An 18,298-nucleotide genomic window follows, 5' to 3' on the forward strand; every position below is an offset into this window, starting at 1 on the left:
GACCTTTGTTTGAGCAAGCAACCGTAAAACAAAAATCAAATATGTAAAATCTTTGTGAAAAAAGGTAATTTTTCCCTGATTTTTTTCTTAGAAATGATAGCCATTGTCCGCCACCAATTTCTCACATATCCTACGGCGGGCATCCTTGGTATTAAAGGGTTCTACCTTGGTGAAACGCTTTAATCCGATATGCATCATTCTTAATTCATCACCTTCCGCAAAGCTATTCAAAGCATCTTTTCCTGATTTATTGATACGATCCGAAGCATCATAGAGATATGTACGCATAATGTCTGCCTGCAATTTAACAGCAGCTTCTCCTTTCTGCTCGGTCAGCTTTATGACACGCAACAAAGCACTTTCAGCATTGTAGGTTTCTATTGCCATATCTGCTATGTTCATCAGCACTTCCTGTTCTTTTTCCAATTGCATCATCAGTTTTTGAACAGCTGCTCCGGCTACCATCAGGATCGATTTTTTGAAGTTAGCGATGTACTTCAACTCTTTTGCAAAAGCGCCTTCTTCCTCTGCACCAAAATCAGGAATGCTCATCAACTCTTTTTGCACAGCCATGGCTGGTCCCATCAGATCCAATTTACCTTTCATTGCACGCTTCAATACCATATCCACGGTCAATAAACGATTGATCTCATTGGTGCCTTCATAAATACGATTGATACGACTATCTCGGTATGCTTTTGAGATCATATACTCATCGCTAAAACCATTACCGCCATGGATCTGAACACCTTCATCTACTACATAATCCAACACTTCACTACCATACACTTTTAACATAGCACATTCAATCGCATATTCTTCAGCAGCTCCGAGCAGTGCTTCTGCAAAGCTCTTACCACTGTTCATTAACTCATGTTCTTTATCATCGATCCATTTAGAAGCACGATATAAAGCACTTTCACAAACCCACATACGAATAGCCATTTCAGCCATTTTATGTTTGATCGCACCAAACTTTGCAATCGGTAGTTTGAACTGTTCACGGGTAATGGCATACTGAATAGAGGTGGTAGCCGCGCGCTTTGATCCACCCAATGCAGCTGCACAAAGTTTTAATCGACCAATATTGAGAATATTAAAAGCGATCACGTGTCCACGACCGATCTCACCCAATACATTCTCAACAGGCACTTTACAATCCTGGAAATACAACTGAACCGTTGAGGATCCTTTGATACCCATCTTATGTTCTTCCGGACCCTGAGAAAATCCTTCAAAACCACGCTCTACAATAAACCCGGTGAACTTATCACCATCGATCTTGGCGAAGACAGTATACACATCAGCAAAACCACCATTGGTGATCCAGCATTTTTGTCCATTCAGGATATAATATTTTCCATCATCACTCAACTTAGCTGTAGTCTTAGCGCCGAGAGCATCACTGCCGCTATTGGGTTCTGTTAAACCATAAGCACCCTTCCACTCACCACTGGCAAGCTTCGGAATATATTTCTGTTTCTGTTCTTCTGTACCAAAATAAAGGATCGGCAAAGATCCAATACCGGTGTGTGCTGCTACTGCAACGGAAAAAGAATGTCCTCCACCCAAACCTTCATTGACAATGGTAGAGGTAATAAAATCTTTTCCAAGACCTCCATACTGTTCCGGAAAAGAAGTAGACAACAGTCCTTGCTCCCCTGCCTTCTCTAACAATGAAGGCATCAAGCCTGTCTCAAGCTTATCAATTCGTTCCACAATTGGAAGTACTTCAGCATCCAGAAACTGAGTACACATATCCATTACCATGCGTTGCTCTTCGTTGAAATCCTCCGGTATGAAGGTTTCAAAAGGGTTACTCTCTTTAATGAGCCACTCACCACCCAACAGGGCTTTTGCTTGTTTTGTTTCCATGGGAAGACAGTTTAATTTATTGATTGAGTCCATGGTCTATGGTCCATGGACTATGGACTACGTTAGATTATCATAAACCCTTTGAAACACCGACTTCACTGTTTCGATCTCTTCTTTGTTCACACCAACCAATGCCTCATTCATCGTTTGATTTGCCAGATCAATGGTAATGTCTTGAAGTGCTTTAGCAGCATCAGTCAAACAAACCAGATTGATCCTTCTATCTTCTTTCGATGCGGTTCTTTTTACCAGTTTTTGTTTCTCGAGATTATCGATCAGCCTGGTAATACTGGGCTTATCACGAAAGGTTCTGTTACACAATTCCTGCTGACTCAAACAATCTTCCTTCCATAAGTGGTATAAAACACTCCATTGTTCGATCGTGATCTCAAGACCCGCTTGTCGAAAATTCTTTTGTAATCTTCTGGCAACTGCCGTGGAGGCCATTCCATTGATTACGCTGTATAATTCTCCTCTCTTAAATTGGTTGTTTGGCATATAGTTAGTTATGCAACTATTTTCAAAGTAAATTCGTTTCTTTGAGATTGCCAAGAATAAAACCTTAAAATTCTCTTGTCAAACCAGCATTTTATAACGTACCGTCAATCCACTGTCCATTACCATCGTTTTGGGTCTGGACCGACCTATATCTGTTGCTTCCATGGCTACGGAGAGGATGGCGGTAAGTTTAAGATTTTTGAACAGGAACTCGGGAATAGCTATACATTGATTGCCATTGATTTACCCTTCCACGGAAACACAAAATGGAATGAAGGTCTTGTGCTGCACCCCTTTGAACTACTAGAGATCATGAATAGGATCATTCCCGAGGAAAGTCGTATTCTTTTAATGGGATACAGCATGGGTGGACGGGTTTGTTTACAGCTATTAGCATCATTCCCACATCGTTTTCGTAAACTGGTATTAATAGCACCTGACGGATTACACAAAAACATCTGGCAAAGACTATCTACCCAAACGGCGCTTGGGAATCGCCTATTTGCCTTTTCGATGCAACATCCCGGGTGGATGTTTGTATTGATGCGTATAGCAGGTTCATTGGGTTTATTCAATAAAAGCATCATCCGTTTCGTGCATCATTACTTGGATCATGCGCATGAAAGAAAAATATTGTACCAACGATGGACCACCATGCGTTATTTCCGACCGAATCTTACAGCTCTGAAAAAGATCATAACCAAACATCAGCTATCCATCCGCCTCATTTTTGGCAAGTACGACAGGGTGATCGTTTCCAGACATGGATATCGGTTTCAAAAAGGTTTGGATGCATGGGTAACTGTTACTGACCTATCGGCTGGTCATCATTTGCTGCAAGAAAAATATATAGGTGATCTACTGAGCGCTGCGCAACTTAAAAATTCCAACTGAATGCTGGATGTCTACAAACACAGGATGCTGATAGTTGCATATTATTAAGTTTCTTTGTTCCATGTACTTGGCTGCTCTGCTATTGATCTCCATACTGTTATTGGCATACTGCATACTGATCGTGCAGTATCGAAAATGGTTTTGTCGATTACAAGTATTTGAGCCGAACAAGAATACTTCTGCCGCCACTTCCTTCTCGGTGATCATTCCTGCAAGAAATGAAGAAGCAAATATTGAAACCTGTTTGAGAGGAATACTTCAACAACCATATCCAAAAGACTTACTCGAAGTGATCGTAGTGAATGATCATTCTACTGATGGAACAGCTGACGTCATAAAAGCCTTACAACAAGAATATCCTCAGCTTCATTTGATTAATCTTGCAGATCATGTAGACGGCTCCACGATCAATGCTTATAAAAAGAAGGCGATTGAATTAGCGATCAGTAAAAGCCAGGGTGATTGGATCATTACCACAGATGCTGACTGTAATATTCCTGAAAGATGGCTGGAATTATACGATGCATCTATTCAAACAAGCAATCATGTATTAGTAGCGGGTCCTGTCATGTTCACCCATCATCCAAGTATCTTATCGCTCTTTCAGTTACTCGACTTTTTGAGTTTACAAGGTATTACTGCCGCTGCTGTATCAGCAGGCTATCATACGATGTGTAACGGTGCTAATCTTGCTTATAAAAAAGAGGTCTTCTATGAAGTGGGGCAATTCAAGGGTATTGATCAGCTTGCAAGCGGTGACGACATGTTGCTGATGTATAAGATCAAACAACAGTATCCAACACAATTAGGTTATTTATTTCACCCCGCAGCTATTGTGACCACAGCACCCATGCAAACTTGGAATCAGTTTCTCAACCAACGAATCCGATGGGCTAGTAAAGCGGATCGGTATGATGATAGATCCGTTTTCCGAATACTGGCATTGGTTTATGCTGTCAATCTGGGCTTGGTATTCTTACTACCGATCAATCTGTTTGTAGCGGGAGAAATAGCACACTGGCTTACACTGATGCTGATCAAAATAATGGTGGAATTATATTTCTTGTGGCCTGTAAGTAAATTTTACCGACACAGTGATGCCCTATTGTATTTTCCATTGATGCAGCCTTTACATCTACTATACACCGTGATCGCAGGTTGGCTGGGTAAATTTGGGAGTTATCAGTGGAAAGGAAGATCTGTGAAGTAAAGATCAAGCCAAACTCATTTTTTCTTCCTTGAGTTTTCCTTCTAATATCATCACCATTCCGAGACAGAGCCAAAACAAGGTTCCGATCTTATCAGTCTCAATCATGTCACTCATAAAATTGATGATCCCGATCATGGCGAGTATGGCACCGGTTGTTAATGCCACGTTACGAAAGAAATAACTTTGAAGCTGGTGATAGATTTTTTGGATACGCCACAGCATCAAAAAATACAAGGAGCAAAAGATCAGTAATCCGATCACTCCTTGCTCAAGTGCTGTCAAAAGAAAATAATTATGAACGGTTGAATGTTCGGGATTATTACTCACCCATGTTTCAAATCGCTTAACTGTAAAAGGTCTGTAATTGGTATAAAAAGTAGAAGGCCCAAAACCGGTAAGCGGACGCTCCGCAAACATACGTGCACCGGCCACCCATCGATAAAATCGCTCTGCATTGGAAACATCCTTCAATGCAATAGTGGCTGACATATGTTGGGAGAAATCAGTATGAAAAATAGTTCTGTCATGATCCGGCGCAAAACGGAAATAACGTTTATCGGTAGACAGCCATACAGTTGAAATTAATACAGTTAGCAAAGCAGTAATGATCAATAAGCCAGTCATTTTTTTTCTGATCACCCCCACCATGATGAGTCCACCGATCAATGCCAGCCACGCACCTCTTGAGTAAGAAAAAATCAATGCGATAATTCCCAGTACTAAAAAAGACCGCAGGAACAATGCATACTTTTTATTGTGCCCGACATGCTGATAAGCACCAAAAGCAAGCGCTAATAAACAAACCAGCATTGCGCCATAATTCACATGGTTTCTAAAAAAAGGAAAGAGATGGCGATTGATACTTTCAAAACTAAAACCATTCATGGCATGGCGTAGTAAAGTAATCAGTACTACAACACCCATTGGTACTAATAAGTATCGGGTCATCTTCTCAATATTACTGATGGAATTGAGCCACAAAGCAGGTAGAATAACAAATGGAATGACATACCAGCTTTTCGCCAACAAGAACTTGATAGACAGCAATGGTTGTTCAGAGTAAAAGCAGGTAATGGTGATCCAAAGCAGATGTACCATCAATAAGAGAAACAATGGGTGTAGCCATACAATATTCGGAAAGTCTTTAGGTTGATGCCACCAGCGAAGCAATGCCATCGCAGTAAGTAGCATCATAATGGCTTCATCCGGAAAATCAAGACCTAGTGAAGGTGTGATATTGATCTCAGTAGAGACCGGCAGTAAGGCCAATAACAGCCAAAACAATTTTTCAGTAGTGTTGATCAACCCATCAAAAACAAAAGGCGCTAATAATACTACGAAAGGTAGCAGCAAAAAAGAATACGAATGAAAGAGGATTGAGGCAATAATTGCACACACAAATAACAATGATGCAGTTATAAAAAATCCATTATGGCGGATAGGCAGCTGCATGTTTAAGCTTATGATCTTCTATCTTTCAAGAGTAAGAACAGAATCGAAAAAAGAAATCCCGCCAACCCTGAAATCAAAATAGCATTGAGTTTATCGGGTCTTTCGGCCTTGGCTGCTGGCACTGCTGTTTCTAGTACATATAATGCCGGTGGTGCTGTTTCTCCCATGAGCGTAAACGAGGCGGCTGTTTTGCGATACCGCGATAATTCCTCTAACAGGGTCTCCATATGCTTTTGCAACAAAGTTTGTTGTGCCGGTTTGACCTTTGAAATACTATCACTCAAAGAGGCATATCGTTGTTCGTTAATGAGGATAGACGCATTGAGTTTGCTAACAGCATCCTGATAATTACTGAGCCAAATAGATTCCAATTTTCCCTGTACAATCTCGATCATTGAATTGATGATATTCGCAGATAAGCGACTATCTTTTGTCCAACAAATGATCCGCATCTGACCTTGCTCCGTACGCTGGAAGGAAATATCTTTTTTAAGTTTTAATACCGCTTTTCTCCTAAGCAATGGAACTGAATCGCCCTGAAGCTCATAGTAGTTGATCAGATCAAATTGATCGATGAGTTGTTTGTAAGTGGTGTCCATATCAGCCACTCCTATGATGCGATCCAGATCATCACCGGAACCAAAATAAGAATAGAGTGCTTGAATATTTTCATTGAACAACCTGGACTTATCAGCTAGTTGTGGATTTGCAGCAATGATTCTGGCACTGGACCGAAAATACTTCGGCACCAACATCACTGTTGCAAAAGCTATCAGCATTGCTAATAATGTGAAGAAGAAAATGAAGCGGGTATTTTTTTGCAATACCTGAACCGTGTTGGCCATATGTAAACCGGATGTGGTCATAGCATTTGAAAATACAATTAAAAATTGATTCTGTTTTAAGTATCGGAAGGCAATACCACTACATTTCTGTCCAAACTCTCTTCCAATGAAATAAAGGTTTCTGTTCTTTCAATACCTTTTATCTTTTGTAATTCATCATGCAATACATATCGCAGCTCTTGAATATCCTTACAAACGATCTCAGCGAACATACTATAGTTGCCTGTGGTATAGTTTAGTCGAACGATCTGAGGAATCTTTTTTAGTTCTTTTGCTACCGTATCATAAAGTGAACTTTTTTCCAGATAGACACCAATAAATGCTATCACATCATAGCCGAGAGATTTGAGATCTATAGATAATTTTTTACCTTTCACTACCTTTAGTTCTTCTAGCTTTTTGATCCGTACATGAATGGTACCGCCGGATACAAAGAGTTTCTTACCTAAATCGGCGTAAGATATCTCGGCATTCTCCATCATTTCTTGTATGATCTGGTAGTCCAGTTTGTCAAGATTTAATTTGGTAGACATTTTATGATTCGTTTTTAGATTATTTTCAATATAAAATCAAAATTATTGAATAATATCTATATTTTAAAATTAATTGTTGAAATTTATACAACGAATAAGTGTTTTATCTTAATATTGTGTTGTCAAACAAAGACAAAGCTCTTATATACTGTGGGGTGATGAAATTTTTCGGCAGACATGCCCTCTTGTCTCGGGGGTGAGGATAACAGGACAAACGTAGTGTAGAGCCTCCCGGTGAAAATCGGGAGACCAGGGTCGACCACTGAACTTTGCGCTATAGCTAACTGCCTCGTGGAGGTTCGATCCCTCCCCCTACAGCTTTTAAATACAAACGCCTTGTAATTTTATTACAAGGCGTTTGTGTTTTATACATCCATGTTAAAATGGGCTACAGGATTTTTAGTTTCCGCCCCTAATTATGTATCATATCGAATCTTGGACATAATTTTTTAAAGAAATATTTTCTTCCAAGAGCTACTATCCATTATACAAATAAGCGTAATATCTTTTTTGTGTGCTTTTATAAAAGACCAAAGGGACCAATCCTAGAATGGTTAATGAAATTAGGATTGAACCACTGGGTATAAATGCATATAGGATCAATCCAATTAATAGTAATCGAATATAGTCGAGATAAAATACCCATCTCTTTTGCTCGATCATGGCACCTGAATTCACAATACTGATCAATATAAAAAGACACAATAAAATTTGTTGTTCTGTAGTAAAGTATTCTGTTAGTAATAATGTGAAAAATAAAATAATAAGCGTAATCACTGTATTCAGTAAAATCAGGCGCTGTAATGCAAGTTGCATACTTTGTTTATTTCGATTCAATAATTTCCGCTCAAGGTATTCACGATGAACAGGGTCAATATCATCCGGCTTACCTAATAGCACTTTTAACTTGGCTTTTACTCCTTTTGCTTCTTTTAGTGCTAATAACAATTCAAGCTGGAAGTGAAAGTGTTGCCATAAGAAACTATAACTATTCAAAGGTTTGGTGAGCCCATATTTAGGCTCGCTTTTTTCTTCTGCAAACGTTCCTAAAAGTTTATCCCAAATGATCAGTATATCACCATAATTTTTATCCAAGTATTCAGGATTACTACTATGATGAACCCGATGGTGTGAGGGTGTTACAAAAACATATTCCAACCAGCCTAATTTTCCTACCAGTTGTGTATGCGTAAAGAAAGGATATACCCCATGAATAATCAGGAAAATAGCAATCATATCCGGAGGAAATCCTAAAAGCGGCAGAACCGACCAAAATAATCCACGAGCAATCGCCTGAAAAATGGTGATACGTGTAGAAACCGTATAGTTGAAATCATCACTTTGATGGTGCACCACATGAACACTCCAGAATAAATTCACCTTATGCCCAAATCTGTGGTACCAGTACCATACAAAATCTGTGACCAAGAAAATCAAAACCCAAGTAATGAAGCTTGGGCGGATATCAAAAATTGCATAATGAGAATAGATCCAGGAAAAAACAAAGTAAAATGCCCCTGTCGTGAGTAAATCAGTTACCCTTTCAGCAATACCAACATTTAGATTAGCGATGGACTCCTCAAATTGGTGGACTCTTTTTTTTCTTTTACAACTAACATAATACTCTAATAAAATGAATCCAATAAAGAATGGTACTGCCAGCGCGAGAAAATTGATTTTGGTCATAGATACTTTCCATGTTGAGGGATAAAATTAATTTTAAAATATTATCCTACCAAATTGGTAGACTTATAAAATTCTGATAATTTTACCGCCGAAAGCACCCATCATTACTGCTGTTTACTATGAATGTTTTACTTCCGTACCTTCTGATAGACAGTGATCAAAATGCACTTCAAGAAATATAGTCACGTGGCCGAGTGGATAGGCTGAGGTCTGCAAAACCTTCTACGATGGTTCGAATCCATCCGTGACGTCTATTTTTGATCCTGCTTATCGGACTAAAATCATACATATCAATCGGTATTTATTTTCTCTCAGTTGTTCGTATTTTCAATAATCTGATGACCGAACGAATAATAATATGCCCTTTGATTTTTCTTTAAAGAGTTCTTTTCTCTTTGTCTTTTTTTTTCATGGATTGGTTTTTACCTTCCTTCTATTGTGGCGTGGCATTCAACACAATAATACTGCTCAGAAATGGCTGAGCTTCTTCACTTTCCTGTGTACACTTTATATCACACCCTTCATGCTTGGCTATGCAGGATGGTATTCGGGTGGCATTTATAGGGAAATACTTTTTTATGTACCATTTCAGCAATTATTCTTGATACCCCCTGTTTTGTATTTCTATGTGCGATCATTATTGGATCAAACATTTTCTTTCCAACGAAAAGATTGGCTACATTTTATCCCTGCTGTTTTGTACTTATTATATACGCTGATCATTTTCATTAGTGATCAGTGGCTTACTGAAGAGGTGTTTTTTTATAAAGATGGTCGTGATAAAGACTTTGATCTTTGGTATCAGCTCTTGGGCTTTCTCTCGCTGACAATTTATTTGACCGCAAGTTTACGTGTATATAAAAAATATAAAGGGCTGAGTTATGCCACGCTCAGCTTTGCAGACTCAGTTTTATTCAAATGGGCAGAAAGATTTTTAACTGCCTTTGTATTATTACTCGGCATTCGGCTCCTATTTTTCATACTCAATCCGGAGTGGGCAGAATTTGGGCGAAAATTCTGGTATTACCTCAGCTTTTCAGGATTGTTTTACTTTATCTCTATTAATGGCTACAATAATAATATCCGGTCTGCTACTTCCTTTCGCATACTAGAAGAGCCGATACATCAAGATACATCAGCACTTATCAGTGAGCATGAAGGGCCTGCTGAACAGATCCCCGATCTTGAAAAAAGGAAAGAGCAGATCAGTTTACTCATGACAGAGCAAAAATTATATGAAGACCCTTTATTGACCATCACGATCGTTGCTGATCGTTTGGGTACACACAGCAAAAAAGTATCACAGATCATCAACCTAGGCTTTGGGATGAATTTCAATGATTATATCAATACGTATCGCATCGAGTCAGTGATTCAGAAAATAGATGCGGGTGAAATATCTTCTCAAACGATCATGGGGTTGGCCTATGACGCTGGATTTAATTCCAAATCAACTTTTAACCGAGCTTTTAAAAGATTGAAAAACATGACTCCCAAGGAATATGTAGACAAAAAAGCCAAGAAATGAGTGTCATTTCCAGATATGAGACCGTTTCTGCTGCATCGAAATGCATTTTTGCAGAAAAAAAGAACATGCGCTTTCATCAGATTAAGTATAGCCTAATTATTTTACTCGTCTTTCTTTTACCATCCCTTCTATCTGCCCAATCCAAACTTTCGCCATTACTCCAAAAGCAACTAGATAGTATTGCCACACAGGACGTACCCCCCAAAGCGCCGGGAATCGCAACAGCTATTATTCAAAAAGGTAAAGTGGTCTATGAAAAATATGCAGGCATTGAAGATTTTACTGATAGCTCCAGGATCGGGGTACATACCAGATTCAATATTGCTTCTAACGGGAAGCAGTTCACAGCTTTAGCCATTCTTTCTTTGATCGAGAAAAAGAAACTTCAGTTGACTGATGATATCAGACAATATTTCCCCTCATTGTACCCTTCCATAAAAAGACCGATTACCGTTGAAAATCTATTGACCCATACCAGCGGTATTCGTGATGTATATGATCTATGGTCATTACAAGGGCTTACCTGGTGGAAACAGCAGTTTAATAATCTGCATGTCTTGGAATTGATACAAAAGCAGAGGGATCTCAATTTTGAACCGGGTGCTAAATACCTCTATAGCAATAGCAATTATATCCTACTGGCATTACTGATAGAAAAAGTTACCGGACAAACTTTCGGTTCATTCACAAAGGAACTATTTCGCCAATTAGGTATGCATCAAACATCTTTTGAAGATGATCATACAAAGATCAAAGGTCCGATCGCGAGAGCTTATTTCAATTTCAATACCTGGACCACCTATTCCTGGATATGGAATGTCTGTGGTGATGGCAATCTGTTCACTACATTAAAAGACCAGATTCGCTGGGAAAAAATCATTCAAGGTACCGTTCATGCAGGAATAAAAAGACCCATCATACGCAAAAGTCAGCAACTCGTTAATCCTTCGATATCTAAGCAATATGGTTACGGACTTGAGTTCGGTGAATATAGAGGTATAAAGTATACCTTTCATGAAGGCGCTACAGGAGCCTGGAAGGCTACTACCATAAGGTTTCCAGAACGATCGCTTTCGATGATTACTTTAACCAATACAGGTAAATCGATCCCTTCCCAGCAAACTAGACAAATGGCAGACGCGTTTTTATCACTCCAGAATACAACAACTTCTTTTCTTACGCAACCGATCAAAACAGGAAATTTTGTAAATGAGAGTGAGATAACAGGCACCTATTTAACCGAGAACAATTTTAGTTTTCAATTTGAGCGGATCAACGAACAATTGGTGCTAAAAAGATTCGGTAGAAATGATGTTGTTTTAGAAAGAGAATCAGCCAATATTTTTCATCAAAAAAATGATCCGGCTTTTAAACAGGAATTTCATTTGAGTGAGCAGGGAGAAATGCTAGTCACTGCATATTATACAACACATGCACCTTATACTTTAAAAAGACCAGTCGTAAAATGGGATGGTTTTAAAAAGGAAATCTGGAGTGGTCAGTTTCTCAATACAGAGACAGGTGTTACAATAGTATTAGAGTCGATAAACGAAAAAAACTATACGGTCAAGATCGGAGAATCTGCTTACAAGGGGATCTTGGTTACACCTCAGCTAATGTTAGCAGGATCCTATGTTTTACACATGGAAAATGGTATTCCTACTACCCTTTATCTTAGTGGTGACAGGGTGAAAAGAATACAGTTTATCCGTGTACCTTGATTAACGAAGCTTATTTATGGTTAATTCGATGTAACAAACTGACAAGCCAAATCTTTTCGTCAAGCCATATTCACCCACTGCACCTGTTAAATTAAACCCCTATCCATATTAGCGTTTCGATTCGCATGAAGATGTAAATCTTTACACTGCTTAAACTGAAACGCATGAAAATGAAATGTACATTACTTATAGTATGCCTATCGATCTTGTTATCCAGCATCTATGCTCAAACCACACCATCGATATCGGGTACTGTTACCGACGACCAGGGAAAGCCATTACAGGCAGCCACTGTTTCATTGCTACAGCAAAAAGATTCATCCCTGGTAAAGCTAGCCGTGAGTGGTGAAAATGGTCAGTTCGAATTCCTAAACATCAAGCCCGGGAATTATCGGATCTCCATAACACTGATCGGATATGGCAAACAATCATCGGCACCCTTTTCATTTTCATCAACTGCAGTAACGATCCCGGCCATTTCACTAAGCCCGAGTAATCGTGGTATGAGTGAAGTAACTGTAACCGCGCGTAAGCCTTTTGTAGAAACCAAGATCGACAGAACCATTATTAATGTAGAAGCATCTCCAACCAGTGCAGGCTCAAGTGCTTTGGAAGTACTGGAGAAATCTCCGGGTGTGAGTGTCAGCAATGAAGGTAATATCAGTTTGCGTGGTAAAGCAGGTGTGATCGTGATGCTGGATGGAAAACCAACTTATATGTCTGCTACAGACCTTGCCAATTTATTACGCAATATGCCTGCTTCAGAATTGGATGTAGTAGAGATCATGACAAATCCTTCTGCGCGATATGATGCTGCCGGTAATTCGGGTATCATCAATATCAAAACAAAAAAGGGACGAAACAATGGCTTCAATGGAACGGTTACACTCGGTGCAACAGCATCATTGTTTAAGCCAGAAAACGCTTTGCATGTAATCCCTAAATCACAAAACAATTTTACATTCAATTACAAGCACAATAAGATCAATTTTTTTGGAAGCTATCTCCCCAATTTCTTTCGCGGAAGGCAAAACTTAACGATCAACAGAAATTTTTATGATGCTATGGGAAATAAAGATGGATCATCTGATCTTATCACACGTTTCCGGTTCGGCAATTTTAATCAAACATTGAGACTAGGATTGGATTACCAACCCAATAAGAAGAATATTTTCGGAGTTGTGATGAGTGGATTTGTATTTGAAGGAAGACCTACACCTACCAGTATTTCAACTATTAAAGACAATAACAATAATATTCTGTCAAGTCTTGTCTCTAATACAAAAAACATCAGCAGTTTCCGCAATTTTACCGGGAACCTCAACTGGAAACATAATTTTGATTCAACCGGAAGAGAGTTAACTGCAGACATTGATTATGTTACCTATAACAATACTTCAGACTTATTACTCACAACAGATGTATATAATAGCGTTGGTAATAAAGTAGGCCCAACGATTCTACTGAAAGGTCATCTCCCTTCACTGATCAATATTTGGTCATTCAAATCTGATTATGTACAACCGTATAAAGGAGGACGTTTTGAGGCTGGTATCAAAAGTAGTATTGTAGAAAATGATAATGAAGTAGATTACAAGAGAGAGCTCCCTGATAAAACATGGATACCTGATAACCGATCCAATCACTTCATTTATCGTGAAAATATCAATGCAGTGTATGTCAATGCCAATAAACAATGGGGCAAGTGGACCTTACAAACCGGTTTACGATTAGAAAATACCATTGCAAAAGGAAGACAGGTTTCCAATGATTCAACTTTCAAGCGGAATTTCACCAACTTATTTCCAAGTGTATTTTTAAGCTATGCATTCAACAAGCAAAATCAGCTGACAGCGTCATATAGCAGAAGGATCACCAGACCGAATTACCAGGACTTGAATCCATTTACATTCTTCCTGGATTCATTAACCTATCGTGTAGGGAATCCTTATTTGCTTCCTCAATTCACACATAATGCTGAATTAACTTATGCCTTCAAATCGAAATTCATTTTCACTTTAGCGATGAATACGACGAATAATGTGATCTCTCAAATTCTTCGTCAGAATTCAACTGATAAGATCACATTCAATACTTCGGAGAATATTGCCAGCTTTGACAATGTAAGTTTATCAGTGACAGCACCGGCAAGATTTACATCGTGGTGGAATGCTAATTTCTTTGTGACGATATTCAACAACCATTACGAAGGCATCTATAATACTGATCCGATCGACATTTCCTTTACTTCTTTTAATACCAATATTACCAATAGTTTTGTATTGAGTAAAAAGAAAGGATTGAATGCTGAACTCAGTGGTTTCTATCGTCATAAAGCAGTTGATCAATTAGCAGTATTTGATCCGGTATACCTGTTAAGTATTGGATTACAAAAACAGGTCATGCAAGGAAGGGGTACACTAAGAATGAACATACGTGATCCTTTTGCATGGCAACGCTTTAGAGCCACCACTCAATACAGTGATGTAGATGTACGTACTGATGCCAGACCAGATGCCAGAATGGTAGCCGTTACTTTCTCATTACGTTTTGGAAAGAATACCCCTGGCTCACAACCTCGTAAAAGAACGATCGGTTCTCAGGAAGAGCAGAGTAGAGTAGGTGGAGGAAACTAACAGCTAAATAGAACCCCTAATTACAAAGCTTTTATCTGCCCCCCATAAAAAAGAGCTGCAAATCGTTGCGGCTCTTTTTTTACCTTGAAGACCAGTATTTTAATGGTTTTTTCACAAAATTCAGGCTTCATGGCCTCATTCTTGCGTGTCTACCTACAAATAACCAAACCATGGAGCATTACACTTTACAAACCCGATTCATTACCCGTGAATCAAAGGGTAATAGCCTGTTGAACATTCTTACCCGACTGTACAATAAGATCGCTTATGTACACGGATGTCATCTGTATATTATCAATCAAGATGCCGAGAATAGCGATCATATCCTGGTAACTGAACTATGGGATTCTCTGGAAAGCCATCAACAATCACAAAGTCTACGTGATTTTCAGGAAGCCATCTCTCAAGCTACCCCACTTCTAGCCATTGAACCTGAAAGAAGGGTATTAAAGGCTGTAGCGGGGAAAGGATTGTTATAATGATGATATAGAATGTCAAATCATGAAGACCGTTTACATTCTATATTCATTATTCTCTATTCCTCTGTTTTACTACTTTTGTCCGAATGGGACAGAAAAAACTGATACGATTTGAAGCAATCAAGGGCTTTGAGAATGTACTGGAGTATCCGGAGGGGATGCAGGGTAAGTGGAAAGAATTCTTTAAGAATGATCATCCACTTACGCTTGAATTAGCTTGTGGCAAAGGAGAATACGCTGTTGGACTGGGTCGTATGTATCCCGATCGTAATTTTATTGGTATCGATATCAAAGGCAATCGTATCTGGCGTGGCGCTAAAACTGCTTTAGATGAGGGATTGAAGCATGTTGCTTTTATCCGTTCTCATATGGATAAGATCACTCAATATTTTCAACCCGGAGAAGTCTCGGAAATTTGGATCACTTTTCCTGATCCGCAACTGCGTACTTCACGAGCCAAGAAAAGACTGACACATCCTAAATTTCTTAGATTATACCAACAGATTTTATCATCCGGTGGACTCATTCATTTGAAAACAGACAGTCCGGATCTATATCAATTTACCTTACTGGTGATCCAGCTTTATGGGTTAACGTTGGTTGAGCAATCAGACAATGTATATGCCCAAGCAAGTATTAAACCGGAATTGTGTATCAAAACGCACTATGAGGGGCTAGACATTGCACAAAGTAATCGGATTCATTATCTATGTTTTAGATTAGACAAAGAAATGCCATTGGCTACTGATGACATTTTAAAACAACGTTTACATGAATCGACAGCTGATTGAGGGTAAGGATTTTTATTACGATGAACATGGCTATGTAGTGTTCACAGAAGCTTACCATATCAGTAAGGGATATTGCTGTGGACATGGATGCAGGCATTGTCCATTCGATTATGAATCGGTTCCTGAGCCAAAACGTTCAGAACTATTGACCCAAAAACAAAAAGCTACAGAGCCAAAAGCGTAAATTGCCTGTATAAATTTTATTACAGGTGCCTCCTAAAAAATCAACTGAAAAGCCAAGGACTGTATTACCCTCCGGTAGTAAAGATGTTTCCTTTTTCGAACAGGTATATGATGTGGTACGTCAAATACCTAAAGGACGTGTAACATCTTATGGCGCAATTGCTGCTTTTTTAGGTACAAAAATGAGCGCCAGAATGGTGGGCTGGGCCATGAATGGTTCTTTTCATATAAAACCGAAAGTACCCGCACATCGTGTTGTCAACAGAAACGGCATGCTGAGTGGGAAAGCTCATTTTGCAACACCCACACTGATGGAAGAATTGCTCGCCAAAGAGAAGATCAAAGTGAAAGATGATATGATCATTGACTTTGAAAAAAAATTCTGGGATCCGGCTGTAGAAATTAGTTTATAAGCTGAAAGCTACAAGCCACAAGGCATTTGCTAAACAATACTGTTTCAGATCAATCGCTTGCGGCTTAAAGCATGCAGCTTGTAGCTCAAAGCTCGTAACTTAAGAATAATACGGACTGATCATCCAATACACCACCGGCCCTGTTACAGCTACATAGAACCATAAAGGCCATGTGATCTTTGCAATTTTTTTGTGTTGCACATATTCACCAGTGAGACCTCTGTATGCCGTGAATAAAATAAAGGGGAGAATGATGGCTGCCAGAAAAATATGGGTGATCAAAATGACATAGTATACCATACGCATACTACCCACTGCTATCTTCTCGGCTTCGCTTACCAATCCATCGTGATCTGCATCTCCGAATTTTGCTTCTCCTGCTAATAAGTGGTGTGCAATATAGGATACTAAAAAAGCCACTGAAAGCAATAAAGCGAGCATCATTAGTCGCTTATGTACGGCATAACTTTTTTGTTTTACGGCAACTAATGCAGCTACTAATAATACAGCAATAGAAGCGTTAATGAATGCATTGATCTTTGCAAAGACGTGTACATCAAAATTTACACCGATATCCAGTTTAACACGGCCGAGTACTACTACAGCTGTGAATACAACAACTGAGAATATACCTATCAGCCAGCGTGCTTGTTTGTCGTTTTTGGGGAGTGAGGGTTCTAGCATGTTATTGAGTTTATTGCCACTGAAAACACAGAATGATACAGAAAGTTGATTATCCGTTTATTTTTCTACGATTACGCATATAGAGTACAAAGAAGATCACTGCCAATACTACAATCAACCAAAGCCAGCTCAGATCAATGATCTGCATGAATACGGTACTCTTTTTCTTTTTATCCTTTTCCAGCATCAGGAATCCGATATCACGTGCCAGTTTGGAAAGAGAAGTTGAGTCAAGTCCATTGTAATATCCTCTTACATAACGGTCTTTATCCAATAATACAAATCGTGTGGTATGTACAAAATCCGGGCTCATTGGCTCTTCACTGAACTTATCTACTTTCAATTCCTCATAAGCGAACCGATAGATCGAGTCCTTACTTCCTGTTAACATCCACCAGTTATCATGATTCACACCGAAGCGATCTGCATAATCTTTTAATACTGCTACAGAATCGTGTTCGGGATCAACAGTGAACGATACGAATTGTACTATAGAAGTATCGATCTTATTACGGACATTTCCTCCCTTCAAAAATGATTGTTGCAGTTTCGACATGTTTCTGGTAAGTCCGGGACAAATACTTCTACAGCTGGTGAAGAAGAAATCAACCACCATGATCTTTCCTTGCTTATCATACAAGCTCACAGTTTCACCCAGCTGGTTCTGTAGAGTGATATTAGCTGTCTTGTGCCAAACACTATCCGTGATCATCTTACCTTTCTCTACACGTGTAACAACTGTATCCAGCAGATATTTTCGAGGCATATCTACCGCAGTTTCGCTGGCGTATTTTAAGATCAGGTAACAAAGGATAGGAATGAAAACCGCTACCAACAAACCGAGTATTGCTTTCTTATTCATATTGAGCA

Annotated in this window: 17 protein-coding genes and 1 tRNA gene; 10 read left to right on the forward strand and 8 right to left on the reverse strand. The window is 39.1% G+C overall.

Going from position 1 to position 18,298, the window contains the following annotated elements; genetic code table 11:
* Positions 1-87: 87 nt before the first annotated feature.
* Positions 88-1,875: an acyl-CoA dehydrogenase family protein gene (locus ABXG83_RS08100; RefSeq protein ID WP_353548350.1), complete on the reverse strand. Its 1,788-nt coding sequence runs from the start codon at positions 1,873-1,875 to the stop codon at positions 88-90.
* A gap of 57 nt (positions 1,876-1,932) precedes the next feature.
* Positions 1,933-2,373, reverse strand: a complete 441-nt coding sequence (locus tag ABXG83_RS08105; protein ID WP_353548351.1) for a MarR family transcriptional regulator — start codon at positions 2,371-2,373, stop codon at positions 1,933-1,935.
* 75 nt (positions 2,374-2,448) lie between these two features.
* Here ABXG83_RS08105 and ABXG83_RS08110 point away from each other — a divergent pair, with 75 nt between their 5' ends.
* Together ABXG83_RS08110 and ABXG83_RS08115 are read left to right on the forward strand one after the other, a co-directional pair.
* Positions 2,449-3,267, forward strand: a complete 819-nt coding sequence (locus tag ABXG83_RS08110) for an alpha/beta hydrolase (RefSeq protein WP_353548352.1) — start codon at positions 2,449-2,451, stop codon at positions 3,265-3,267.
* A gap of 61 nt (positions 3,268-3,328) precedes the next feature.
* A complete protein-coding gene (locus ABXG83_RS08115) occupies positions 3,329-4,477 on the forward strand; it encodes a glycosyltransferase (RefSeq protein WP_353548353.1) in 1,149 nt (382 codons plus the stop codon).
* Positions 4,478-4,480: 3 nt separating this feature from the next.
* Here the strand turns inward: ABXG83_RS08115 and ABXG83_RS08120 are convergent, their stop codons facing one another.
* The 4 genes from ABXG83_RS08120 to ABXG83_RS08135 form a co-directional block, all read right to left on the reverse strand.
* Positions 4,481-5,929: an O-antigen ligase family protein gene (locus tag ABXG83_RS08120; RefSeq protein WP_353548354.1), complete on the reverse strand. Its 1,449-nt coding sequence runs from the start codon at positions 5,927-5,929 to the stop codon at positions 4,481-4,483.
* Positions 5,930-5,937: 8 nt separating this feature from the next.
* Complete coding sequence (locus ABXG83_RS08125) at positions 5,938-6,795, reverse strand: Wzz/FepE/Etk N-terminal domain-containing protein (RefSeq protein WP_353548355.1); 858 nt, start codon at positions 6,793-6,795, stop codon at positions 5,938-5,940.
* Positions 6,796-6,830: 35 nt separating this feature from the next.
* Positions 6,831-7,307, reverse strand: a complete 477-nt coding sequence (locus ABXG83_RS08130; RefSeq protein WP_353548356.1) for an Lrp/AsnC ligand binding domain-containing protein — start codon at positions 7,305-7,307, stop codon at positions 6,831-6,833.
* Positions 7,308-7,784: 477 nt separating this feature from the next.
* Positions 7,785-8,993, reverse strand: a complete 1,209-nt coding sequence (locus ABXG83_RS08135) for a sterol desaturase family protein (RefSeq protein WP_353548357.1) — start codon at positions 8,991-8,993, stop codon at positions 7,785-7,787.
* Between the two features lie 180 nt (positions 8,994-9,173).
* Between ABXG83_RS08135 and ABXG83_RS08140 the strand changes: the two genes are divergently transcribed.
* From ABXG83_RS08140 to ABXG83_RS08175, 8 genes are all read left to right on the forward strand, one after another.
* Positions 9,174-9,244: transfer RNA gene (locus ABXG83_RS08140), tRNA-Cys, on the forward strand.
* A gap of 185 nt (positions 9,245-9,429) precedes the next feature.
* On the forward strand, positions 9,430-10,521 hold the full coding sequence (locus ABXG83_RS08145; protein ID WP_353548358.1) for a helix-turn-helix domain-containing protein: 1,092 nt from the start codon (positions 9,430-9,432) through the stop codon (positions 10,519-10,521).
* Positions 10,518-12,242 (forward strand): serine hydrolase domain-containing protein, encoded by a 1,725-nt coding sequence (locus tag ABXG83_RS08150; protein WP_353548359.1) that lies wholly within the window; start codon positions 10,518-10,520, stop codon positions 12,240-12,242. The genes ABXG83_RS08145 and ABXG83_RS08150 overlap by 4 nt, the downstream gene beginning before the upstream one ends.
* Positions 12,243-12,406: 164 nt before the next feature.
* Positions 12,407-14,878: a TonB-dependent receptor gene (locus ABXG83_RS08155; protein WP_353548360.1), complete on the forward strand. Its 2,472-nt coding sequence runs from the start codon at positions 12,407-12,409 to the stop codon at positions 14,876-14,878.
* A 170-nt stretch (positions 14,879-15,048) separates the two neighbouring features.
* Positions 15,049-15,357 (forward strand): antibiotic biosynthesis monooxygenase, encoded by a 309-nt coding sequence (locus ABXG83_RS08160; RefSeq protein ID WP_353548361.1) that lies wholly within the window; start codon positions 15,049-15,051, stop codon positions 15,355-15,357.
* 86 nt (positions 15,358-15,443) lie between these two features.
* A complete protein-coding gene (gene trmB, locus ABXG83_RS08165; RefSeq protein ID WP_353548362.1) occupies positions 15,444-16,148 on the forward strand; it encodes a tRNA (guanosine(46)-N7)-methyltransferase TrmB in 705 nt (234 codons plus the stop codon).
* Positions 16,129-16,332: a DUF5522 domain-containing protein gene (locus tag ABXG83_RS08170; RefSeq protein WP_353548363.1), complete on the forward strand. Its 204-nt coding sequence runs from the start codon at positions 16,129-16,131 to the stop codon at positions 16,330-16,332. Before trmB ends, ABXG83_RS08170 begins: the two co-directional genes overlap by 20 nt.
* A gap of 25 nt (positions 16,333-16,357) precedes the next feature.
* A complete protein-coding gene (locus ABXG83_RS08175; protein WP_353548364.1) occupies positions 16,358-16,744 on the forward strand; it encodes an MGMT family protein in 387 nt (128 codons plus the stop codon).
* 99 nt (positions 16,745-16,843) lie between these two features.
* Here the strand turns inward: ABXG83_RS08175 and ABXG83_RS08180 are convergent, their stop codons facing one another.
* Both ABXG83_RS08180 and ABXG83_RS08185 read right to left on the reverse strand, forming a co-directional pair.
* Positions 16,844-17,428: a DUF420 domain-containing protein gene (locus ABXG83_RS08180; protein WP_353548365.1), complete on the reverse strand. Its 585-nt coding sequence runs from the start codon at positions 17,426-17,428 to the stop codon at positions 16,844-16,846.
* Positions 17,429-17,477: 49 nt separating this feature from the next.
* Positions 17,478-18,290 carry an SCO family protein gene (locus ABXG83_RS08185; RefSeq protein WP_353548366.1) on the reverse strand — a complete coding sequence of 271 codons (813 nt, stop codon included), beginning with the start codon at positions 18,288-18,290 and terminating at the stop codon, positions 17,478-17,480.
* Positions 18,291-18,298 lie beyond the last annotated feature (8 nt).

The sequence above is a fragment of the Sediminibacterium sp. KACHI17 genome, from assembly GCF_040362915.1.
Lineage (GTDB): Bacteria > Bacteroidota > Bacteroidia > Chitinophagales > Chitinophagaceae > Sediminibacterium.